A 20020-nucleotide genomic window follows, 5' to 3' on the forward strand; every position below is an offset into this window, starting at 1 on the left:
ACCCATCCTCTCCTGGTGGGCGGTCCCCGTCAGAGGTTCATCCCGCCGGAGGCCTCGACGCGCTGCCCGGTCACCCAGCCCATGCCGGGTCCGGCCAGGGCGGCGACGGCGGCGCCGACGTCGTCCGGGTCACCGACGTGGCCCATCGCGGTGAGCGCGCCGAGGTGGTCGCGGACGGCCTCGTCGTCGCGCAGGGAGCCGCCGCCGAAGTCGGTGCCCGTGGCGCCGGGCGCGATGGTGTTGACCGCGATCCGGCGGGGGCCGAGCTCCTTGGCCAGGTAGCGGGTGTAGACCTCGACCGCGCCCTTCACCGAGGCGTAGACCGAGTAGCCGAAGTCGCCGGTGAAGCGCGCCAGGCCGGTGGAGGTGTTGATGACCCGGCCGCCGTCGACGAGCATCGGCACGAGCTCCTGGGTGAGCAGGACGACACCGGTGAGGTGCACCGCGACGAGCTCGGCGATCGTGGCCGCGTCGGTGCCGCCGAGCGGCGTCGAGCGGGCGAAGCCGGCGTTGTTGACCAGGACGTCGAACCCCTCGCGCCCCCACGTGGTGCCCAGCGTCTCGCGCAGGGTCGCGGCGAGGGCGGCGAAGGTGTCGGGCTGGGTGGTGTCGAGCGGCAGCGCGACGGCGCGCCGCCCGAGCGCGGCGACCTCGGCGACGACGTCGGCGGCCTGCTCCCGGCCCGCGCGGTAGGTCAGCACGACGTCGGTGCCGCTCGCCGCGAGGGCGAGCACCGCGCTGCGGCCGAGGCCGCGGTTGCCGCCGGTCACGAGCGCGATCCGGCTGGAGGGGGTCTGGTGGGGGTTCTGTGTGGTCATGTCCCGAGCCTGCCGCCCGGCCGGCGTCCGGTGAAGGTCGTGCTCAACCGGGGATCGGCGGTCCCCGGCTACCGGTGACGCCGGGGCGTCAGGGGGCCAGCCAGGTGTGCACCAGCGGGACCACGCTCGCGCCCTCGCCGGAGGCCGAGGCGACCCGCTTCATCGACCCGGCCCGGATGTCGCCGACCGCGAAGACGCCCGGCACGGTGGTGGCCAGGTTGGCCGGCGGCCGGTCGTCGGCCCAGCCCTCGCGCGGCACGTCGCGCCCGGTGAGCACGAAGCCGTGGTCGTCGCGGGCCAGGTCATCCGGGAGCCAGTCGCAGTGCGGCGCGGCGCCCAGCAGCAGGAACAGCGCCTGGGCGTCGCGGCGGGTGACCCGGCCGGTCCCGACGTCGCGGACGTCGAGCCACTCGAGCCGGCCCTCGCCGCCGCCGTCGGCGACCTCGACGCAGGTCTGCACGGTGATCCGGGGGTTGTAGGCGATCTCGCCGACGAGGTAGGACGACATGGTCTCCTCGAGCGAGGCCCGGCGCACCATGATCGTCACCGTCCGCGCGAACTTGGCGAGGTGGATCGCCGCCTGGCCGGCCGAGTTGCCGCCGCCGACCACGACGACGTCGTAGCCCTCAGTCTCGCGGGCCGCCGTCATCGCCGAGCCGTAGTGGACGCCGAGCCCGACGAGGTCCTCGACACCGGGTACGCCGAGCTTGCGGTACGCGACGCCGGTGGCGACCACCACCGAGCGGGCCTGCACGAGGCCGCCGTCGGTGTGCAGCAGGTGGGTGCCGCCGTGCTCGGGGGCCGGCTCGAGCGCGGTGACCTCCCAGCCGGTGAGGAACCGGGCGCCGAACCGGATGGCCTGGTTGCGGGCCCGCTGGGACAGCCGCATCCCGGAGACGCCGCGCGGGAAGCCGAGGTAGTTGCGGATCATCGAGGAGGTGCCGGCCTGGCCGCCGACGGCCTCGGCCTCCAGCACCACCGTGGTGAGGCCCTCGCTGGCGCCGTACACGGCCGCGGCGAGCCCGGCGGGGCCGGCACCGACGATGGCCAGGTCGACCACCTCGTCGACCGTGGTGGTCTCCGGCGTCGCGAACAGGTGCAGCGCGACGTCGCGCACGGTGGCGGGGGTGTGGGTGCCGCGCGTCATCACCCGCAGCAGCGGGAACGACGTCGTCAGGCCGGCCGCCTCGTGCTCGGCGATGGTCTCGCGGCCCTCGTCGGTGTCGGGCGCGAACACCCGGGTCGGCATGCCCATCCGCTCGGTGTACTCGCGGATCGAGGCGGTCAGGGGCAGCCCCGGCGGAGCCACGATGCGCACCGTCTCGACCTCCGGGGCGGCCACCGTGGAGCCCCAGTCGGAGAGCAGCTCGGTGATCGCGCCGTGGAACTCCTCGTCGCGCACGCCGCGCGGCATCAGCAGGTAGGCGTCGTACTTGCCCTTGGCGAGGCCGGGGCGGAGCTCGGCGGCCTGCACCAGGAACCGCTCGTACGGCGCCGCGACCACGCGACGGGCGGTCGGCACCTTCGCGCGCCACTCGCCGAACGCGGCGAGGGGGTGGGCGTCGGGCAGGTCGCCGTCCTGGACGATCAGGGCGACCGAGCCGCCCGCCTCCCGGACGGCGTGGATCTCGGCCAGCGCGCCCGCGCTGGACCCGGCGGTGCGGAGGTCGTAGTCGCGGGCGTAGCGCCCGAACTCGTCGAGCAGGAAGTCGGCGTGCTGGGCCGAGACGATCAGGATCACGGGGTCGGACACGGGAGAAGTATGACGCGTGGGCCGCGAGGAGCGGGGTGCTCAGCCGGTCGGTGCTCCACGCGGAGGTGGACCCGCGGCGGCCCCGGTGGCCGCCGCGGGGTGCCGGCCGGGTGGGTGGTGCGGGAGGTGAGAGGACCGCGGACGCCTCAGCGTGGGATCAGCGTCCGGTCACAACGGCGTGGCCTGCGACAATCACCGGGTGCGCCTGCGGATCGATCTCGCCTACGACGGGACCGACTTCCGTGGCTGGGCGGCCCAGCCCGGGCTGCGGACCGTCCAGGGCGAGCTGACCGCCGCGCTGACCACCGTGCTGCGGGTACCCGGCGACGAACGGCTCGCCGTCGTGTGCGCCGGTCGCACCGACGCCGGCGTCCACGCCCGCGGCCAGGTGGTGCACACCGACCTGCCGCCCGGCGTCGAGCCGCTGCCGGCTCCCGAGCTGGACCGGCTCGCCCGCCGGCTCAACGGCGTCCTGCCCCCCGACGTCCGGGTCCGTCGCGCGCGGGAGGCCGCCCCGGGGTTCGACGCCCGGTTCGGGGCGCTGTGGCGGCGCTACGCCTACCGCGTCGCCGACGCCACCGACCTGCTCGACCCGCTGACCCGTCGCCACGTCCTCGCGTGGCCGCGCGCCCTCGACCTCGACGCGATGAACGCGGCCTGCGCGCTGCTGGTCGGCCAGCACGACTTCGCCTCGTTCTGCAAGCAGCGCGAGGGCGCCACGACGATCCGCACCCTGCTCGACCTGGCGTGGGTGCGCGACGACGCCGGTCTCGCGGTCGCGACCGTGCGGGCCGACGCCTTCTGCCACAGCATGGTGCGCGCGCTCGTCGGCTGCCTGCTGGCCGTCGGCGAGGGACGGCGCCCGGTGGCGTGGGTGGGTGAGGTCCTGGCCGCGACCAGGCGCGAGGGGGCGGCGGCCGTCGTCCACGCGCACGGGCTCACCCTGGAGGAAGTGGCCTACCCGGCCGACGACGACCTCGTCGCCCGGTCCGAGCAGACGAGGGCGAAGCGTGGCTGAGGAGATCGACGAGCAGACCGACGGGCAGACCGACGGGGGCGAGCACTACTTCACCGCCGACCCCGCGGTGCCGTTCAAGCGGGCGGCCGTGGTCGCCGAGGTGTGGGGGAGACGCCTCGAGCTCGCGTCGGGCTCGGGGGTCTTCGCCCGCGGGCGCCTCGACGTCGGGACCGCGATTCTGTTCCGCGAGACCCAGCCGCCGGTGCTGGCGCCGGGCAGCCGGGTGCTCGACCTCGGCTGCGGGTACGGCGTCATCGGGCTCGCGCTCGCCGTGTGCGTGCCCGGCGCCGTCGTGACCGCCGTCGACGTCAACGAGCGGGCCCTGCTCCTGACCCGCGAGAACGCCGCGGCGCTCGGCCTGGCCGACCGGGTCACCGCGGCCACGCCGGACGCCGTCGAGGCGGCCGGGCCGGGCGCGACCTACGACGAGATCTGGTCGAACCCGCCGATCCGGATCGGCAAGGAGGCGCTGCACGCGCTGCTGCTGACCTGGCTGCCCCGGCTGGCCCCCGGCGGCCGGGCGGTGCTGGTGGTCGGCAAGAACCTCGGCGCCGACTCGCTGCAGCGATGGCTCGGCGAGCAGGGCTTCCCCACCACGCGGCTGGCCAGCGCGAAGGGCTTCCGGGTCCTGGAGTCGCGACGGGCCGGCGACTGACCGGCTCGTCGTCGGCGCCGGCGCGTCGTACCGTGTCGGCGTGACCGACCGCAGGGACGTGCACCCGCACCACCTGCTGCGCGCGGTGCTAGCCGACCGGGCGGCGCGCGAGGTCCTCGCCGTGGTCGGGGTCGCGGCCGACGACCTGCTGCTCACCCTCGACGGGCTGTGGCTGGCGGCGTCGGACACGATCGACGTCGAGGAGGTGCAGGCGCGCGGGATCGACGTCGCCACCGTGCTCGCCGTCGTCAACCCGCCCTTCGACGGCGAGCCCGACTGGGGCGGGCGCCGGGTCACCGAGGCCACCCGCGACGTCCTGGTGCGGTCGCTGGCGATGCGGCGGACCGGGGGCAGGCCGGTGACCAGCGGGCACCTGCTGCTCGGGCTCCTGGCCAGCCGCGACCGGCTCGTCGCCGGCACGTTCCGTGCGCACGGCCTGCGGTTGCGCGACGTCCGGCCGGTCGTCGACCGGTTCGGACGCCGCGCCCCCTGAGCAGGCCCGCCCACGAACAGTCCCGCCCACCAGCAGGCACCCAGGACCAGGGCGGTCCGGGCCGGGCTACTCCGGCACGCCGCTCTCGGGCGGGGCGTCCTCGGCCTGCGCGGAGGGGTCCTCCTCGATGGCGGCGTCGCCGATGTCGGTCACGAGCACGGGGGTCTTCGGCTCGCCGACCCCGCCGCGGAGCGCGACCACCCGCATGCCGGAGATGCCGAGGTGGCTGTCGGCGCTGTAGCGGAACGGCGCGAGCTGCGGGCCCTCGGCGTCGCCCAGACCCTCGACGGCCTCCACCAGGCCGTCGCGCGTCAGGTCCTCGCCCGCGGCGGCCAGCGCCTGGACGAACGCGTAGGCCTGGGACATGCCGTAGATCCGGTAGTTGGTGAGCTCGCCGTCGGCGCCGTGCTCGTCCCAGACCTTCTGCCACAGCTGTACCCACGGGTCGTCGGCGGCGTCGACCCCGGCGATGTACTCGGTGGTCATCACGCCGTCGAGCGCGTCGGTGCCGCCCTCGACCGCGCCCTCGGAGAACTGGGCCAGCAGCCCGCCCACGAGGGTCGGGTCGGAGCCGACGTTGCTGTAGACCCACTGCGGCTGGTAGCCCAGGCCGAGCGCCGTCAGCTGGGTGAGCGCCGTGTAGGACGGGGTGTTGAACCCGATCACCACGTCGGCCCCGTCGGCCTGGAGCGCCGTCACCTGGGGCGCCACCTCGGTGTTGCCGGAGGTGTAGCGCTGCACCGAGACGATCTGGTCGTCGAGGAACTGGCGCAGGCCCTTCTCGCCGTCGGTCCCGAAGTCGTCGTCCTGGAGGAAGAGGCCGACCTTGGCGTCGGGCAGGTTCTCGGCGACGTACTGGCCGATGATCTTTCCCTCGCTCTCGTAGTCGGTCTGCCAGCCGAAGGTGTAGGGCTTGGCCTCGACGTCGTCACCCCACTGCAGCGAGCCGGAGGAGACGAAGAGGTCGGGTACCTCCTCCTCGTTGAGGAAGTCCACGACGGTGCGGTGGGTGGGCGTGCCCAGACCGCCGACCATCGCGAAGATCTCCTCGTCGAGCACCAGCTCGTTGGTGACCGCGCCGGTCTTGGAGGGGTCGTAGCCGTCGTCCTTGACGACGTACTCGATGGTGCGGCCGTTGATGCCGCCCGCGGCGTTGACGTAGTCGAAGTAGGCCTGCGCGCCGGTGGGGATCTCGGAGTAGCCGGGCGCCGCGACCCCGGTCAGGGGGAAGTGGGCGCCGATCTTGACGGAGGTGTCGGTGACCCCGACGGTGTCGACCTCCTCGCCGGGCTCGTCACCCTCCTCGCGTCCGCCCGCCCCGCACCCGGCGAGGACGAGCGCGGCGCAGAGGGTGCCGACGGCTGGGACCCAGGTGTGTCTCTTCATGGTGCTCCTTCATCGGTGGTGCGGGTGGGGGTGGCGGACGACGGGGCGGCGGACGACGGGGCGGCGGACGACGGGGCGGCGGACGACGGGCGCGGGCCGGGGGAGGAGCGGCGGCGCAGCCGGTGCGCCAGGCCGAGGAGGGAGCCGACCAGGCCGCGGGGCGCCAGCAGGATCACCAGCACCATGACCAGGCCGTAGACGAGGGGCGACAGCTCGGCGGCCCGGATGTCGCTGAGGCCGAGGTCGCTGCCGGCGTCGGTGACGACCTTGGGCAGGAAGGTCAGCAGCGCGGCCCCCACCAGGGCGCCGGTGAGGCTGCCGAGGCCGCCGAGGACGACGATCGCGAGCAGCGTCAGGCTCAGGGTGAGCGAGAAGGCGCCGGGGCTGACGCCGCGGTTCCACAGGGCGAGCAGCGCCCCGGCGGCGCCCGCGGTGGCCGCGCTCACGGTGAACGCGCTGATCCGGGCCCGGCCGAGGTCGATCCCCGCGAGCTCGGCGGCCACCTCGTCGTCGCGGACGGCGGCCCAGCGCCGTCCGACCCGGCTGCGGGCCAGGTTGGCGAGCAGCACGAAGACGACGATGAGCACCATCCACGCCACGAACGAGACGTACTTGCTCCGGGTGGGGTCGCTGCCGGTGAGGTAGTAGGCGGTGTCGGTGGCCCAGCGCGGGATCTCCGGCACGCTCACGCGGAGCCCCTGGTCGCCGCCGAGCCGGCCGTCGAAGTGCAGCGCGATGCCGGGCACCGCGATCGCCAGGGCCAGGGTGGCGCCGGCGAGGTACGGACCGTGCAGCCGGGCCGCGGCGACGCCGACCACGACGCCGACCACGACGGTCAGCGCGGTGGCGGCCAGGATCACCAGCGGCAGCGGCGTGCCGGCGTCCTGGTCGGGGAGCAGCAGCGCCGTCGTGTAGGCGCCGAAGGCCATCAGGGCGCCGTGCCCGAGCGAGATCTGGCCGTTGAGCCCGGTGAGGACGGTCAGCCCGCCCGCCGCGGTCGCGAGGTAGGCCATCTGGGTGAGCTGGGTGCTGCGGTAGTCGCTGACAGCGGTCAGCACCGCCACCACGACGACCACGGCGACGGCCGCCACGAGGAGGTGCCGCACCAGCGTCTGCTCGCGCACCCGCGCCAGGAGGGCCCGCATCAGACCCTCCTGGCCGGGGTCGTCGAGAAGAGCCCGCCGGGGCGCAGGGTGAGGACCGCGATGAGGATCATCAGCGCCGTCAGCGCGACCAGCTGCGACCCGACGTACCCGCTGACGAAGCTGAGGGCCACGCCGAGCAGCAGCCCCCCGACGACGGCGCCGAGCGGGCTGTCGAGACCGCCGAGCACCGCCGCGACGAAGCCGAAGACGACCACGGAGTCCATGTAGTTGGGGTTCACCAGGTCGCCGCCGGCGATGAGGATCCCCGAGAGCGAGCCGACCACCGAGGCCAGCGCCCAGCCCAGGGTGAGCATCCCGCCGACCCGGACGCCGAGCAGCCGCGCCACCTCGGGCTCGTGCGCGGCCGCCCGCATCCGCAGGCCGAGGTCGGTGAACCGGAACAGCAGCACCAGCAGGCTCATCGTGACCAGCACCGCCACGATCGTGAACATCCCGAACCCGGTGATCGCGTAGGTCGTGCCCCCGATCTCGGTGCCCCGCACGCCGAACGGCGCCGGGAACGAGCGGACGCCGTTGCCGAAGAGCAGTGCGGCGGCGGCGTGCAGCACGATGAACAGCCCCAGGGTGAGGATCACCGCGTTGATCTCGCTCTTGCCCTCGACGGGCCGCACGACGACGCGCTCGATGACGGCGCCGAGCACCAGGCCGCTGACCAGGGCGACGGCGAAGGCCAGCCAGAACGAGGCCCCGCCCTCGATCAGCTCCAGCGCGAGGAGCGTGGTCACCATCGCCATCGGCGCCTGGGCGAAGTTCACCACCCGCGTCGAGCGCCAGATCAGCACCAGCGCCAGCGCGAACGCGGCGTAGACCATCCCGAGCGTGAGCCCCCCGAGAGCGGTGTTGACGAGCTGTTGCACCGGTGCTCCTCCTCAGAATCCCAGATAGGCGTGTCGGAGCTTCTCGTCGCCGGCCAGCCGGTCGGCGACGTCGTCGGCCACCACCCGGCCGAGGTCGAGGACGACGCCGCGGTCGGCGACCGAGAGGGCGCTGCGGGCGTTCTGCTCGACCAGCAGCACCGTCAGCCCCTCCTCGCGCACCAGGTCGCGGAGCAGCCCGAAGATCTGCGTCACGATGCGCGGGGCCAGGCCGAGCGACGGCTCGTCGAGCAGCAGCAGGGCCGGTCGCGCCATCAGCGCCCGGCCGATGACGAGCATCTGCCGCTCGCCGCCCGACAGCGTGCCGGCCGGCTTGCCGCGGCGCTCGCCGAGCGGCCCGAAGAGGCCGTAGACCCGCTCCAGGTCCTCGGGGCGGACCCGCCCGCGCGCCAGCCCGCCGAGGCGCAGGTTCTCCTCGACGGTGAGCTCGACGATGACGCCGCGTCCCTCGGGCACGTGGGACATGCCGAGCGCCGGCATCCGCTCGGCGGCGGTGCGGGTGATGTCGCGGCCGGCCAGCCCGACGGTGCCGGCCCGGGCGCGGTGCAGGCCCGAGACGGTGCGCAGCAGCGTGGTCTTCCCCGCGCCGTTGGCGCCGAGGACCGCGGTGATCCGGCCCTCCTCCGCGCCGAGCGTGACATCGTGCAGCGCGGTGATCGGCCCGTAGCCGGCGGTGAGCCCCGAGACGGCCAGCATCAGTCCACCACCTCGCCGAGGTAGGCGGCGAGCACGGCCGGGTCGTTGCGGACGACGTCGGGTGTGCCGTGCGCGATCACCCGCCCGAAGTCGAGCACCGTGATCTCGTCGCACACCCGCATCACCAGGTCCATGTGGTGCTCGACGAGCATCACCGCCATCCGGTCGGTGAGTCCCCGGATCAGGTCGCCGAGGTCGCCCATCTCGTCCGACGACAGCCCGCTGGCGGGCTCGTCGAGCAGCAGCAGGTCGGGCTCGGCGACCAGCACCCGCGCCAGGGCGACCCGCTTGCGCACGGGGTAGGGCAGGCTCGGCGGGTAGCGGTCCGCGTGCTCGAGGACGTCGAGGGCGGCCAGGGCGTCGCGCGCCCTCCCGCGCAGCCGGCGCTCCTCGCGCGAGGAGCGGGGCAGGCCGGCCAGCGACCCGAGGAAGCCGGTCCGGGCGTGCCGGTCGGCACCGACGACGACGTTGTCGAGCACGGTGAGCCGGTCGAAGAGGCCGAGACCCTGGAGGGTGCGGGCCACGCCGAGCCCGGCCAGGTGGTGGGGCCGGTGGCGCCGCCGCTCGCCGCCGCGCAGCTCGAGCGTGCCCTCGTCGAGCGCGACGAAGCCGCACACCACGTTGAACAGGGTGGTCTTGCCGGCGCCGTTGGGCCCGATGACGCCGTGCACCGTGCGCGGCGCGACTGCCAGGCCCACCTCGGACAGGGCCGTCAGCCCGCCGAACCGCACGGTGGCACCGCGCAGCACGAGCTCCGGCGAGGTCGGGTCCGACGCATCCACGAGCGGCTCTCCAGTGGCTCTCGGCGGTGTGACGCCCACCACCTTGGTGCGCGGAGACCAGTCGCCGCATTGGGCGACGAGCACAGAGGTCGTTGGTGGATGCGTCCGGAATCGGGGCCGGGGCTGGTCAGAGTTGTGCACGGAGTGCGACGGTGCCCGCATGGTCTCCGAGACCGACCCCACCCGCGCGGCCCGGCTGGCGCACGCCTGGTCCCGGCTCGTCGACGGCTCGGACGCCATCGCCGACAGCATCACGCTGACCCTCTTCGAGCGCGACGTCGAGCTGTACGAGCGGATCGGGCCCGAGCTGCGTGCCGACGTCCGCGCCAGCTGCCGCCAGCACATCCGCCGTGGTCTGGAGATCCTCTCCGGCCAGAGCGCGAGCGGCTCGGCGAAGGACCTGTGGCGCGAGACGGGGCGGCGCCGGGCCCGCCAGGGCGTCCCGCTCGAGCTCGTGCTCAACGCCTACACGCTCGGTGCCCGGGTGCTGTGGGAGGCCCTGATCACCCACGAGTCGCGCACCGAGGGGGCGGTGGTCGACGAGGGCATGCTGCTGTCGGCGGCGCGGACGGTCTGGGGCAACCTCGACGTCCAGAACGCGCTGCTCATCGACGCCTACCGCCGCGAGAGCCGCCGGCTGCACCGCCAGGACCTCCAGCGCCAGCACGCGGCCCTCGACGCGCTGCTCGAGGGTCGCGGCGCCGACCCCGCCTACGTCGAGGAGGCGCGGACCGCCCTCGACGTCGGCCCGGACGACGGCCTGGCCTGCGTCACCGTGCTGCCCGGCGGGCAGGACCACGGCGCGGACCTCGACCACACCGACCGGCTCGGCGCGGTCGAGGACCGCCTGGACCGCGCCGGGCTGCGCACCCACTGGCACGTGCGCGACGGCGTCTCGTTCGGCCTGGTCTGCGGCGACCTGCCCGACGAGGCCGGGCTCGTCGCGCTGCTCAGCCCGCGGGCCCCGGCCCGGATCGGCGTGGCCCTCTCCGGCGACGGGCTGGCGGGCTTCGCCACGGCGTACCTGCTGGCGACCCGCGCGGCGCAGACCCTCGACCGGCACGACCGCCGCGCGGTGGCGGTCACCGACCGGCTCCCGGAGGTGCTCCTCGTGGGCAGCCCGCAGGTCGGCCAGCTGCTCGTCGACCAGACCCTCGGCGCCCTGCTGGCGCAGCCCGAGGCCCAGCGCGACTCGCTGCTGCTGACCCTGGCCGCGCTGCTGCGCCACGACGGGTCGCCCACGCACGCCGCGGCCGACCTGTTCTGCCACCGCAACACCGTCATCTACCGGCTCAAGCAGGTCGAGGCGCTCACCGGTCGCTCCCTGGGCGACCCGCGCGACAAGATGCTGCTCGGGCTCGCCCTGGCCGCGCACGGCCACGACGAGTGATCAGACGAACGCGCTGATGCCGGTCTCGTCCCGGCCGATGAGCAGCTTCTGGACCTGGCTGGTGCCCTCGTAGAGGGTCATCACGCGCGCGTCGCGGAGGTACTTCTCCGCGGGGTACTCATCGACGTACCCGGCGCCGCCGTGGATCTGGATGGCCAGGTTGGCGGCACGCACGGCGGCCTCGGAGGCGAACAGCTTCGCCTTGGACGCCGCCACGCCGAACGGCTCGTGCCGGTCGACGAGGTCGGCGCAGCGCCACACCAGCAGGCGCGCGGCGTCGGCGTCGAGGGAGATGTCGGCGATCATGTCCTGCACCAGCTGGAAGCCGGCGATCGGCCGCCCGAACTGCGTCCGGGTCGTCGCGTACCCGACGGAGGTCTCCAGGCAGCCCTGCACGATCCCGACGCAGCCGGCCGCGACCGCGAGCCGTCCCTTGTCGAGGCTCGACATCGCGATCTTGAAGCCCTGGCCCTCCTCGCCGAGCAGCGCCGAGGCCGGCACCCGCACCCGGTCGAGGAAGAGCTCGGCCGTGGCCTGGCCACGCAGCCCGAGCTTGCCCTTGATCTCGCGCGCCTCGAAGCCCGGGGCGTCGGTGGGCACGAGGAAGGCCGAGACGCCGCGCGGACCGCTGCCCGGCTCGCCGGTGCGCGCGAAGACCAGGGCGACGTCGGCCCAGGTGCCGTTGGTGATGAACAGCTTCTGGCCGGTGATCAGGTAGTCGTCGCCGTCGCGCTCGGCGCGGGAGGTGAGGTTGCCGGCGTCCGACCCGGTGCCGGGCTCGGTGAGGCCGAAGCAGCCCAGCTTGGTCGCCGACGCGAGCTGCGGCAGCCACTCCTGCTTCTGCTCCTCGGAGCCGAAGAACAGGATCGACTTGCCGACCAGCCCGCTGCTCACCGAGACGATCCCGCGCAGCGCCGAGTCGGCCCGTCCGAGCTCCTCCATGGCGAGGGCGTAGGTGACGTAGTCGCCGCCCACCCCGCCGTGCTCCTCGGGGATGGTCAGCCCGAAGAACCCGATCTCGGCCATCTTGGGCACGATCGCCAGGTCGACGGCCTCGTCGCGGTCCCACTGCGTGCGGTGCGGCACCGCCTCCCGGTCGAGGAAGTCGCGGGCCAGGTCGCGGAAGGCCTGCTGCTCGTCGCTCAGCGAGAGGTCCATCGTGGCTCCTGTGGTGGGTCGGGTGTGCCGGACGGGGCGGGAGTTTCACCGCTGGGGCGGTGAATCTCCCGCTTGCTGCATGAAACTTCGCGACAGAAGCGGGAGTTTCGTCATGCCGACGCCAGTTTCACCGCTCAAGCGGTGAAACTCCCGCGCCGACGCCGCCATCAGCCGAGCCCGTCGACCTTCGTCTGCAGTCGGCGCATGCCCGCCAGCCACCGGTCGGTGTCGGCGGCGCGGGCGGCGTAGTAGCCACCCACCTCGGGGTGGGGGAGCACGAGGAACCGGTCGTCGTCGAGGGAGTCGACCCACGCGGCGGCGACGGACTCGGGCGCCAGCGCCTCGTCGTGCGACAGCAGGTCCTTGAGCGGGCCGGCCTGGTCGAGCATCGCGGTCTGCACGCCCTGCGGGCAGATCGCCTGCACGGTGACGCCCCGGTCGCCGTAGGTGACCGAGAGCCACTCGGCGAAGCCGACGGCGGCGTGCTTGGTCGTCGAGTACGCCGCCGCGCCGATCATCGTGAGCAGGCCGGCCGCCGAGGCGGTGACCACGAACCGGCCGCCGCGCCCGTCGTCGAGCCACGACGGGACGATCGCCCGCGCGGCGCGGACGTGGCCCATCACGTTGACCTCGAGCATCCGGGCCCACTCGGCGTCCGGCAGCTGGAGGGGGTCGGCCGTGGTGCGGTCGATGCCGGCGTTGGCGCAGTAGACGTCGATCCGGCCGAGCGCGTGGGTCGCGGTGGCGACCAACGCCTCGACGCCGTCGGCGGACGCGGCGTCGCCCGCGACGGCGATCGCCCCGATCTCCGCCGCGGTGCCGGCCAGCTGGTCGGCGTCGACGTCGTTGACCACGACGCGGGCCCCCTCGGCGACCAGGCGGGCGGCCAGCGCGCGACCGATGCCGCCGGCGGCCCCGGTGACGACGACGCCGCGACCCTCGAGCTTCTCGTGGCCCATCAGCGCTGGCCCATCAGTGCTGGCCCTGGAGGGCGATGCCGCCGTCGGCGACGACCGTCTGACCGGTCAGCCAGGACGCCTCGTCGGAGAGCAGGAAGGCCACCAGCGAGCCGATGTCGTCGGGCTCGCCGAGCCGCTTGAGCGGGTAGGCCGCCGACGCCTCCTCCTCGCGGCCGACGTAGAGCGCCTCGGCGAACCTCGTCTTCACCACCGCCGGGGCGACGGCGTTGACCCGGATGCCGGGGCCGAGCTCCTGGGCGAGGGTCTCGGTGAGGCTGACGAGCGCGGCCTTGCTGGCGCCGTACATCGCGATGAACGGCGCCGGACGCACGCCGGAGAGCGACGACACGTTGACCACCGAGCCGCCGTGCGCCTTCATCCAGCCGCGGTGGACCTCCTGGGTCCAGCCGAGGGCGGCGACGACGTTGACGTCCATGATCTTGCGGGCGGCGTCGAGGTCGAGGTCCATCAGCAGGCCGAAGGCCGGGTTGATGCCGGTGTTGTTGACCAGCAGGTCGACGCTGCCGAACGTCGCGATCGCCGCCGCGACCGTCTCGCGCCGGTGCTCGGCGTCGGCGGCGTTGCCCGGGACGCCGAGCGCGTGCTCCGGCCCGCCGAGCGACTCCACGGCCTCGGCCAGCGCCTCGGGCTTGCGGGCGGTGATCACGACCCGCGCTCCCTCCTCGACCAGGCGCCGCGCGACGCCGAGGCCGATGCCCCGGCTCGCGCCGGTGACGATCGCGGTCCGGCCGGCCAGCCCCCTCACGACCGGTCCCTCACGCCGTCGCCGCCCGGTCGAGCGGGTCGATGACGCCGTGGTCGCCGAGCCTCGCGTCGAGGGCGCGCAGGTGGTGACCGGCGTCGCCGAGGAGGTGGTCGAGCGCGGTCAGGTGGGCGGTGAAGGTGCCCACGTTGTACTCCGCGGTCATGGCGATGCCACCGTGCAGCTGGATCGCCTCCTGACCGACGTGCCGGCCGGCCCGGCTGACCTGCAGTCCGGCGCGGGCGGCGGCGTCCGCGACCTGCGCGGGGTCGCCGGCCGCGACGACCATCGTGGCCCAGTCGACCATGCTGTGGGTCAGCTCGACGCTGGTGTACATGTCGGCCGCCCGGAACGTCAGCGCCTGGAAGGTGTTGAGCGTGACGCCGAACTGCTTGCGGCTCTTCAGGTACTCCGTGGTCGCCCGCAGCTGGGTCTGCATCGCGCCGAGCGCCTCGTTGGCGGCCATGATCCGGGTGATGTCCTGCACCGTGGCGATGCTCGTGGTGACGTCGGCCGCCGCCGCGCCGAGCGGCGTCGCGGCCGTGGCGTCGAAGGTGATCCGGGCCGCGCGCCCGCCGTCGAAGGTCGGGTAGCCGGAGCGCTCGACCGAGGCCAGCGCGTCGCCGGTCACGAGGAAGAGCCCGGTGCCGCCGTCGGGGAGGACGGCGCTGACGACCAGCACGTCGGCGCGGGCGCCGTGCAGGACGCCGTCCTTGGTGCCGGTCAGGGCGCCGGAGGCGTCGGCGGTGACGTCGTGCGCCTCGGCGCTCCAGCGGTGGCCGGGCTCGTCGTGGGCGAAGGCCAGCACGCTCTCGCCGCCGGACAGGGCGCCGAGGAGCTCCTGGCGCTGCTCGGGCGTGCCGACCGCGGAGACGAGTCCGCCGGCCAGCACCACCGAGGAGAGGTACGGCTCGGGCGCGAGCACCCGGCCGAGCTCGCGGCACACGATGCCGATCTCGACCGGCCCGGCGCCGACGCCGCCGTCGTCCTCGCTGAAGGGCAGGCCCAGCAGGCCCATCTCGGCCATCTGGGTCCACAGCTTCTCGTCGAAGCCGGGGTCCTCCTTGGTGGCGCGCCGGCGCTGCTCGTAGTCGGCGTAGGCCTTGCCCACCAGGCCGCGCACGGCGTCGCGGAGGGCGGTCTGCTCGTCGTCGTAGGTGAAGTCCATGTCAGCCCTCTCTCAGAGACCCAGGATGTTGCGGCTGATGATCTGGCGCTGGATCTCGTTGGACCCGCCGTAGATCGACGCCTTGCGGAGGTTGAGGTACGTCGGCGTCGAGCGCCGGTACCACTCGAGCGTCGCGTCGCCCTCGCCGCTGGCGAGGGTGGCCGGCCCGCCGAGGTCGACGACCAGCTCGCTGACGGCCTGCTGCAGCTCGGTGCCCTTGAGCTTGAGCACCGAGGACGCCGGGTGCGGCTCGGCGCCGGCGGAGTGCGCGGCGACGCGGAGGGCGGTGAGCTCGAGGGCGAGCAGCTCGTTCTCCAGCTCGACGACGCGGGCGCGCAGCAGCGGGTCGTCGGCGAGGATGCTCGCGCCGAGCTCCTTGGCGCGGGCCAGGACGCGCTTGGTGGCGCCCACCGGTGCGACGCCGACCCGCTCGTTGCCGAGCAGGAACTTGGCCTGCGTCCAGCCGCTGTTGACCTCCCCGACGAGGTTCTCGCCGGGGACCCGGACGTCGGTGAACCAGACCTCGTTGACCTCGTGGCCGCCGTCGATGAGCTCGATCGGCCGGACCTCGACGCCCGGGCTGGTCATGTCGATGAGCAGCATCGAGATGCCGGCCTGCTTCTTCACCTCGGGGTCGGTGCGCACCAGGGTGAAGATCCAGTCGCCGTACTGCCCGAGCGTCGTCCAGGTCTTCTGGCCGTTGACGACCCAGTCGTCACCGTCGAGGACGGCGGTGGTGCGCAGCCCGGCGAGGTCGGAGCCGGCGTCGGGCTCGGAGAAGCCCTGGCTCCACCAGATGTCGAGGTTCGCGGTCTTCGGCAGGAACTTCTCCTTCTGCTCCTGGGTGCCGAACTGCGCGATGACCGGGCCGATCATGCTGGCGTTGAAGGCGAGCGGGACCGGCACGGACGCCGCCTGCATCTCCTCGTGCCAGATGTGGCGCTTGAGCTCGCTCCAGCCGCGGCCGCCCCACTCCTCGGGCCAGTGCGGGACGGCGAGGCCCGCGGCGTTCAGCGCCTGCTGGCTCTCGACGATCTGCTCCCGGGTGAGCTCGCGCCCCTCCTCGACGGTGCGCCGGATCTCCTCCGGGAACGTCGTGGTGAAGAACGTGCGCATCTCCTCCCGGAACGCCTGGTCGTCCTCGGTCAGTGCGAGCTGCATGCGGGGTGCCTCCTGCGACATCGACGGGTGGTGCGCGCGGTCACACCCATCTAACTCGCCAGTAGCAAGACCGCGCCACCGGCCCCGGGCAGCAGACCGCGCCCACCCCGGACGTTGAGCAAGCGAGCCCCGGCGAGCGCCGACGAAACGTGTGCCCACCCCGGACGTTGAGCAAGCGAGCCCCGGCGAGCGCCGACGAAACGTCCGGCCCTGCGCTGCCAACCCGCCCCGTCGTCGGTCCGGCCTCGGCGGGCCAGGGGTTTCGTCACGCGGGCCGCGACCTCGTTCCTCGGTCGCGCCGCTCGCTTAACCTCCGTCGAGCCGACTTCCCTCGCGGGCTCGGGCGGCCAGCTCAGGGCCGGCCGTCGGCGTACATCCGTAGCCGGCTCACGGTGCTGGCGGGGTCGGCGTCGACGTGGCCGTTGACCGCGCGGCTCGCCCAGCCCAGGCGGGCTCCGAGGTCGGCGGCGTCGGCGAGGGCGGCCACCGACGTGCCGAGGGCCGCGGCGAACGGCGCCAGGTAGGTGTCGCGGTAGGGCGCGACGTCCTCGGACCCGGGCTCGTCGTCGACGCCCCACGCGACCACGCCGAGCAGCGTGACGGCGAGGCTGAGGAACGGGTGCGAGACGCAGGCGTCGCCCCAGTCGAGCAGCCGGTGCCGAGCGCCCGGCGCGCCGTCGGGGGCCACGAAGACCTGGCCGTCGTGGAGATCGTCGTGCTGGACGGTCTCCTCGATGCCGTACGACGCCAGCCGGTCGACCATCGGCCCGACCCGGTCCGCGGCGTCGCGCAGGCGGGGCTCGACGACGTCGTCGCCGAGGCGCCCGACCAGGTCGGCGTACCCGGCGGCGAGGTCGTCGAGGCGGTGGTGCGGCATCCCGGTGGCGAGCAGCGCCGGCACGTCGGCCCGGGAGGCGAGCTGCACGCGGGCGTAGCCGTCGAGCGCGTCGTGCCAGCGGACCAGGCTGCGCTCCTCCGCGACGACCTCCCGCAGCCGGCGCCCGGCGTCCGCGGCGAGCAGCCAGCCGCGGTCGAGGTCGGCGGCGAGCAGCGGCGGCACCCGCTCCGGGGACCGCGCGGCGAGGATGGTGTGCACCGCCGCCTCGTGCTGCAGCGCCGGCTCGGTGGCCTTGAACCACAGCGTGCCGCCGTCGGTCGGCACCCGGAGCACGGTGCCCCACGAGCGGACGTGCGGCTGCTCGATCGCGCCGGTGCGGTGCCGGCCCAGCGCGCCGAGCCGCTCGTCGATCCAGCCGTGCGCCGTCGCCAGCCAGTCGGGGTCGGTCCAGGCCGTCTCGCTCACGGGCAGCCAGCCTGGGCGGTCCGGCCCGGGGTCGGCAACCGGGTTGTCGCCGTCGGACGTACACAGAAGCGGCGCGGGCGGCACCCGGACGACGAATGCGTACGTCCGCCGCGTGCGTCGCAACACGAACCGGGCCTCGAGCGTTGAAGATGCGTGACGACGGTCGACCGGGTGCGCGAGGAGGCGGCAGTGGGGGTGCCGGACTTCGACGCGTGGGTCGCCGCGCGCGGCCCGGCCCTGCTCCGGCTGGCCCACACGCTGACCGGCGACGCGGCCGACGCCGAGGACGTCGTCCAGGAGGCGCTGTCGCGCGCCCTCCCGCGGTGGGAGCGGATCCGCCGGGTCGAGGACGTCGACGCCTACCTGCGCCGGATGGTCGTCAACGCCCACACCTCGCGCTGGCGGGCCTGGCGCCGCCGCGTGTCGCCGGTCGAGCGGGTCGCCGACGTCGCCGACCGCGCGGTCCTCGACGAGCCGGGCGTCGAGCACGACGAGCGCCGTCGCATCTGGCTCGCGTGCCGCGCCCTGCCGGAGGACCAGCGCACCGCCGTCGTCCTGCGCTTCTACGAGCAGCTCGAGTACGCCGAGATCGCCGCGCTCACCGGCGTCCGCGAGGGGTCGGTGCGCTCGCGGGTCTCCCGCGGGCTCGCCGTCCTGCGCGCGGAGCTGGGTCCGGCGACCGGGGAGGAGAACCGTGGGTGACTTCGAGGACCGGCTGGCCGACGCCCTCGCCGAGGGCGCCGAGGGGGCACCGCACGCCGGCGGCCTGGCCGCCGCCGCCCGCGCCGTGCGCGGGTCCGGCGCCGTCGCCGGGTGGCGGTCGGTGCGGTCGCGGCGGTGCTCGCCGGCACGGTGCCGGTGGCGGTCGTGGCGTCGCTGCGCGACGACCCGTCGGCCGGCCCCCCGCCCGCGGATCGGACGGCGGAGCCCCTGGTGACCTGCGGCGTCGGCTCCTGGCCGGTGTCGGTCATGGACGGCGGCCTCCCCGAGGTCGCCGCCGACCCCGAGGTGCGTGCGGCCGTCGAGGCGTTGCCCGCGCAGCTCGGCATCGACAGCCCGGACGTGTCGCGGTGGATCGTCCTGGCCGCCGACGACGACGGCGTCACGATCGGGACCGGCGCCTGGTCCGCGGCGAGCGGACCGTCGCGTCGCGCCGAGACGGTCCGGCTCACCCGCGCCGACGACGGCGCCCTGAGGCCCGCGGGCGGCGGCGACTGTCGGCTCGCGGTCGTGACGCCGCCGGGCCGGTGGCAGGTGGACCTCGCGGCGCCGGGTGGCGGCGTCGACCCCACCACCGACCGGCCGGTGGTGCTGGCCACGGAGCGGCAGTGCACCAGCGGGCGCGACCCGCGGCCGTACCTGTCGGACCCGGTGGTCGTCGAGACCGCCGACCGCGTCGTCGTCACCCTCACCTCCCGGGGCGACGACGAGGCCCACACGTGCGAGGGCAACCCGAGCGTCCCGGTCGCCCTCGACCTCGAGCAGCCCCTCGGCGACCGGGAGGTCGTCGACGGCGGCACCTGGCCGCGGACGCCGCTCGAGGTGGCCGACGACGGGGTCGAGGCGCCGTGGCGGACCGTCGAGCACGCCGGCGTCGCGGTCGACGTGCCGGCCGACTGGCGCGAGCTCGACCGCACGACCTGCCCGTCCGACACCGCGGGGTTCGAGGTCGGGCTCCCGCGACCGCAGACCTCGGGCCTCCACCCCTGCGACGCGACGACCGGACTCCGGATCGGGTCCGCCGCTGCGCTCGGCGCCGCCGGCCCCCACCACGACGGTGACGCCGCCGTCGCGGGCCAGGTGGTGCGTCTCCAGGTCACCGACGCCGCGACGACGCGCCGGATCCTGGCCTCGGCACGACCGGCGGGGGAGCCGGCACCGCCCGTGGACGGGTGGCGGACCGCCGACGTGGACGCGACCCTCGTCGCCGACGTGCCGGTCGGCGCCGGCGTCCGGATCGACGTGTCGGCCGGTTACCCCGACTGCGCCGCGGACACGACTCCGGCCCGGCCGGAGGGTGACGGGACCTGGCGGGCCGGCTACTGCGTCGACCGCGTCGTCACCGTCACCGCCCCGACCCAGGCCCTGGCCGACCTCGTCGTCGCCTCGATCCGCCCGACCGACCGGTCCGGGCGACCCGACCCGTGGCGGGTGGCCGTCCTCGGCGACGTCCTCGTCGAGCTGCCCGGCGACTGGGCCTCCCCGCCCGGCTGCTCCGGACTCGCCGCGGCCGCGCCGCAGTGGGGTCCCGCGGACGGCGGGGCCGACTGCCGCGAGGTCCCCGGCGTCTCCGGCCACGCAGCGGGAACGTTCGACGCGGCCGAGGGACCGGGCCTGCGCCCCTGCGACGTCGGCTACTGCGGCTACCGGCGGCTCGGCGACGCGGTGGTCGTCGTCCGCGCGCCCGACGAGGCGACCGCGCAGCGGGTGCTCGACTCGGCCACCCCCACCTGACCCGGGGCGATATCGGGGTGCG

General features: G+C 74.8%; 19 protein-coding genes. 6 read left to right on the forward strand and 13 right to left on the reverse strand.

The features are described 5' to 3' along the window. Positions 1–29 precede the first annotated feature (29 nt). Positions 30–818 carry an SDR family NAD(P)-dependent oxidoreductase gene (locus tag FE634_RS05895; RefSeq protein WP_138875350.1) on the reverse strand — a complete coding sequence of 263 codons (789 nt, stop codon included), beginning with the start codon at positions 816–818 and terminating at the stop codon, positions 30–32. 88 nt (positions 819–906) lie between these two features. Beyond that, positions 907–2571, reverse strand: a complete 1665-nt coding sequence (locus FE634_RS05900) for an NAD(P)/FAD-dependent oxidoreductase (RefSeq protein ID WP_137294120.1) — start codon at positions 2569–2571, stop codon at positions 907–909. A 199-nt stretch (positions 2572–2770) separates the two neighbouring features. Here FE634_RS05900 and truA point away from each other — a divergent pair, with 199 nt between their 5' ends. From truA to FE634_RS05915, 3 genes are read left to right on the forward strand one after another with little or no spacing between them, the layout of a single operon-like run. After that, positions 2771–3589 (forward strand): tRNA pseudouridine(38-40) synthase TruA, encoded by an 819-nt coding sequence (gene truA, locus FE634_RS05905; RefSeq protein WP_138875351.1) that lies wholly within the window; start codon positions 2771–2773, stop codon positions 3587–3589. Then, positions 3582–4244: a class I SAM-dependent methyltransferase gene (locus tag FE634_RS05910; RefSeq protein WP_262347598.1), complete on the forward strand. Its 663-nt coding sequence runs from the start codon at positions 3582–3584 to the stop codon at positions 4242–4244. Before truA ends, FE634_RS05910 begins: the two co-directional genes overlap by 8 nt. Before the next feature lie 40 nt (positions 4245–4284). Then, complete coding sequence (locus tag FE634_RS05915; protein WP_137294117.1) at positions 4285–4737, forward strand: Clp protease N-terminal domain-containing protein; 453 nt, start codon at positions 4285–4287, stop codon at positions 4735–4737. Positions 4738–4803: 66 nt separating this feature from the next. Here FE634_RS05915 and FE634_RS05920 read toward each other — a convergent pair whose 3' ends face one another. From FE634_RS05920 to FE634_RS05940, 5 genes are read right to left on the reverse strand one after another with little or no spacing between them, the layout of a single operon-like run. Then, on the reverse strand, positions 4804–6123 hold the full coding sequence (locus FE634_RS05920; RefSeq protein WP_138875352.1) for an ABC transporter substrate-binding protein: 1320 nt from the start codon (positions 6121–6123) through the stop codon (positions 4804–4806). Then, positions 6120–7268 carry a branched-chain amino acid ABC transporter permease gene (locus tag FE634_RS05925; protein WP_148240416.1) on the reverse strand — a complete coding sequence of 383 codons (1149 nt, stop codon included), beginning with the start codon at positions 7266–7268 and terminating at the stop codon, positions 6120–6122. Before FE634_RS05925 ends, FE634_RS05920 begins: the two co-directional genes overlap by 4 nt. After that, on the reverse strand, positions 7268–8146 hold the full coding sequence (locus tag FE634_RS05930; protein WP_148240417.1) for a branched-chain amino acid ABC transporter permease: 879 nt from the start codon (positions 8144–8146) through the stop codon (positions 7268–7270). Before FE634_RS05930 ends, FE634_RS05925 begins: the two co-directional genes overlap by 1 nt. Positions 8147–8158: 12 nt before the next feature. Beyond that, a complete protein-coding gene (locus tag FE634_RS05935; RefSeq protein ID WP_148240418.1) occupies positions 8159–8860 on the reverse strand; it encodes an ABC transporter ATP-binding protein in 702 nt (233 codons plus the stop codon). Further along, positions 8860–9642 carry an ABC transporter ATP-binding protein gene (locus tag FE634_RS05940; protein ID WP_262347599.1) on the reverse strand — a complete coding sequence of 261 codons (783 nt, stop codon included), beginning with the start codon at positions 9640–9642 and terminating at the stop codon, positions 8860–8862. The genes FE634_RS05935 and FE634_RS05940 overlap by 1 nt, the downstream gene beginning before the upstream one ends. A gap of 160 nt (positions 9643–9802) precedes the next feature. Here FE634_RS05940 and FE634_RS05945 point away from each other — a divergent pair, with 160 nt between their 5' ends. Next, positions 9803–11032, forward strand: coding sequence for a PucR family transcriptional regulator (locus FE634_RS05945; RefSeq protein ID WP_137294111.1), 1230 nt, complete (start codon positions 9803–9805; stop codon positions 11030–11032). Here FE634_RS05945 and FE634_RS05950 read toward each other — a convergent pair whose 3' ends face one another. The 6 genes from FE634_RS05950 to FE634_RS05975 all read right to left on the reverse strand — a co-directional run bounded on the left by FE634_RS05950 (position 11033) and on the right by FE634_RS05975 (position 17544). After that, a complete protein-coding gene (locus FE634_RS05950) occupies positions 11033–12190 on the reverse strand; it encodes an acyl-CoA dehydrogenase family protein (RefSeq protein WP_138875355.1) in 1158 nt (385 codons plus the stop codon). It lies immediately after the preceding gene. Positions 12191–12357: 167 nt separating this feature from the next. Continuing rightward, positions 12358–13149: an SDR family oxidoreductase gene (locus FE634_RS05955; RefSeq protein ID WP_138875356.1), complete on the reverse strand. Its 792-nt coding sequence runs from the start codon at positions 13147–13149 to the stop codon at positions 12358–12360. 13 nt (positions 13150–13162) lie between these two features. Then, positions 13163–13915 carry an SDR family oxidoreductase gene (locus FE634_RS05960; protein WP_138875357.1) on the reverse strand — a complete coding sequence of 251 codons (753 nt, stop codon included), beginning with the start codon at positions 13913–13915 and terminating at the stop codon, positions 13163–13165. A gap of 10 nt (positions 13916–13925) precedes the next feature. After that, positions 13926–15080: an acyl-CoA dehydrogenase family protein gene (locus tag FE634_RS05965; protein ID WP_138875358.1), complete on the reverse strand. Its 1155-nt coding sequence runs from the start codon at positions 15078–15080 to the stop codon at positions 13926–13928. A 12-nt stretch (positions 15081–15092) separates the two neighbouring features. Further along, positions 15093–16241 (reverse strand): acyl-CoA dehydrogenase family protein, encoded by a 1149-nt coding sequence (locus FE634_RS05970; protein WP_148240420.1) that lies wholly within the window; start codon positions 16239–16241, stop codon positions 15093–15095. Positions 16242–16593: 352 nt separating this feature from the next. Further along, positions 16594–17544 carry an aminoglycoside phosphotransferase family protein gene (locus FE634_RS05975; RefSeq protein ID WP_138875359.1) on the reverse strand — a complete coding sequence of 317 codons (951 nt, stop codon included), beginning with the start codon at positions 17542–17544 and terminating at the stop codon, positions 16594–16596. Positions 17545–17697: 153 nt separating this feature from the next. Here FE634_RS05975 and FE634_RS05980 point away from each other — a divergent pair, with 153 nt between their 5' ends. Both FE634_RS05980 and FE634_RS05985 read left to right on the forward strand, forming a co-directional pair. Continuing rightward, positions 17698–18246 carry a SigE family RNA polymerase sigma factor gene (locus FE634_RS05980; protein WP_246060715.1) on the forward strand — a complete coding sequence of 183 codons (549 nt, stop codon included), beginning with the start codon at positions 17698–17700 and terminating at the stop codon, positions 18244–18246. Between the two features lie 111 nt (positions 18247–18357). Further along, positions 18358–19998, forward strand: a complete 1641-nt coding sequence (locus FE634_RS05985) for a hypothetical protein (protein ID WP_148240421.1) — start codon at positions 18358–18360, stop codon at positions 19996–19998. Positions 19999–20020: the final 22 nt, after the last annotated feature.

It is taken from the genome of Nocardioides sp. S-1144 (assembly GCF_005954645.2).
Taxonomy (GTDB): Bacteria; Actinomycetota; Actinomycetes; order Propionibacteriales; family Nocardioidaceae; genus Nocardioides; species Nocardioides dongxiaopingii.

What these genes read in the sequence shown, in the direction of transcription:
- FE634_RS05895 (WP_138875350.1), bottom strand. Translation starts at nt 818, where the DNA reads ATGACCACACAGAACCCCCACCAGACCCCCTCCAGCCGGATCGCGCTC.
- FE634_RS05920 (WP_138875352.1), bottom strand. Translation starts at nt 6,123, where the DNA reads ATGAAGAGACACACCTGGGTCCCAGCCGTCGGCACCCTCTGCGCCGCG.
- FE634_RS05925 (WP_148240416.1), bottom strand. Translation starts at nt 7,268, where the DNA reads ATGCGGGCCCTCCTGGCGCGGGTGCGCGAGCAGACGCTGGTGCGGCAC.
- FE634_RS05935 (WP_148240418.1), bottom strand. Translation starts at nt 8,860, where the DNA reads ATGCTGGCCGTCTCGGGGCTCACCGCCGGCTACGGGCCGATCACCGCG.
- FE634_RS05945 (WP_137294111.1), top strand. Translation starts at nt 9,803, where the DNA reads ATGGTCTCCGAGACCGACCCCACCCGCGCGGCCCGGCTGGCGCACGCC.
- FE634_RS05950 (WP_138875355.1), bottom strand. Translation starts at nt 12,190, where the DNA reads ATGGACCTCTCGCTGAGCGACGAGCAGCAGGCCTTCCGCGACCTGGCC.
- FE634_RS05955 (WP_138875356.1), bottom strand. Translation starts at nt 13,149, where the DNA reads ATGGGCCACGAGAAGCTCGAGGGTCGCGGCGTCGTCGTCACCGGGGCC.
- FE634_RS05965 (WP_138875358.1), bottom strand. Translation starts at nt 15,080, where the DNA reads ATGGACTTCACCTACGACGACGAGCAGACCGCCCTCCGCGACGCCGTG.
- FE634_RS05970 (WP_148240420.1), bottom strand. Translation starts at nt 16,241, where the DNA reads ATGCAGCTCGCACTGACCGAGGACGACCAGGCGTTCCGGGAGGAGATG.